Below are 1,405 nucleotides of genomic sequence, written 5' to 3' on the forward strand. Positions count from 1 at the left end.
TTCGGGGTTCGGGGTTCGGGGTTCGGGGTTCGGGGTTCGGGGTTCGGGGTTCGGGGTTCGGGGTTCGGCAGTAGGATAAAACCTAGCATCTAAATACAAACATACTTATATATTATTGTAAGTGAGAGTTTACCTCCCGCATGTTTAGGGTCTAGGCTCTAGGTTAAAGGTTTTAAGCCCGTCCCCCATTCCCCGCTGCTCGCAGCCCGCCAGCACCAAGCTAAACACAGTGATTGGCTTAATTTCTACCTAACACCTAATACCTATGACCTAACCCCTAGTTTTAACTTAAGCCGCCAAATAAAGTCATTAAGGCAATTAACACTAAATAAAAAAGTACATTTCGCTTAACCAGTTTGATCATGCAGGTGGCCTCAAAGGTGCAACCATAGTAGCGCTCTTCAACTTGTTCAGCCGCTAACGCCGTATAAGTAACCACCTTGCGATTAGGGCTTGAAAAGTCAAACACGTAATGCAGCCAACAGCTAGTCCCTTTATTAAAGTTACCAATCACTAAATAACCAAAACTGGTAATACGCGCTGGGAGCCAATCTAGCCAAAACAATAAACGGTGGATTAACTTAAAATGCTTAGCAATGACTTCATCACGATTGTCACTCACTAAGTCGGCAAAAGTGCGCACTAGCGCATAAAAAACAGCACCGGCAACACCCAATACCACAAACCAAAATATAACCGCACAATAAAACCTGAAATTAACCCAAGCCAGCGTTTGCCCTAAGGTTTCACCTCCTTGTTGCTCCTCTGTGCGCTTTTGTCCCAATTGCAAAGCGTATAAGGTAGCTGCAGTTTGATCACCTCGAGTTAATGCATTGAGGTACGACTTATACAAAGCACGCTGTTTAGCACAACCAAAGCACACCAATAACACTGCCACATTAAAAACAAGCTGCCAAAGTACAAAGTCAGATAAAAAATACACACACCCAATAGCAATCACAGGCAGGAATAGCCAAATTAAAAACCCCGTAGCTGTGCCAAATAAACCTTTATTGGTCAATAAATTAACAGAGCGAGTTAAGTAGCCATTAGCGTAATAACTCATTTGCCAATGCGCAGAGCGAGCACCTAAACGCTCAAGTATCAGTGCTATTATTATTGAAACCAAAATCATGTTGTTACTCGCTTAATTTAGGGTCTGTTGACCTTTGCGGATTATAATTTGTTCAAACTAGGGGCGATTTAATCGCGGCGCGAGGTTTGTAACCTAGTGGGCTAAGTCAAAACCGAGCAACAAAGAGTAAATCGTCCCTAGGCAGAACCCGAAGGGCAGCGCCTGTTTGGCATTGATGCTACGTTATCGCCTATTTATGGGGAATAACCACACCACATAGGCGCTGCCTTGCCTAAATACCAAACAGACTGCTGCAAATTTAACCTTGAA

Annotated in this window: 1 protein-coding gene; it reads right to left on the minus strand. The window is 43.8% G+C overall.

Features of this window, described 5'->3' with window-relative positions; translation table 11 throughout:
• Positions 1-283 precede the first annotated feature (283 nt).
• A complete protein-coding gene (gene ampE, locus AN392_RS18055; protein ID WP_055013474.1) occupies positions 284-1,135 on the minus strand; it encodes a beta-lactamase regulator AmpE in 852 nt (283 codons plus the stop codon).
• Positions 1,136-1,405: the final 270 nt, after the last annotated feature.

This window comes from Pseudoalteromonas sp. P1-16-1b (assembly GCF_001401785.1).
In the GTDB taxonomy this organism is placed as follows: domain Bacteria; phylum Pseudomonadota; class Gammaproteobacteria; order Enterobacterales; family Alteromonadaceae; genus Pseudoalteromonas; species Pseudoalteromonas undina.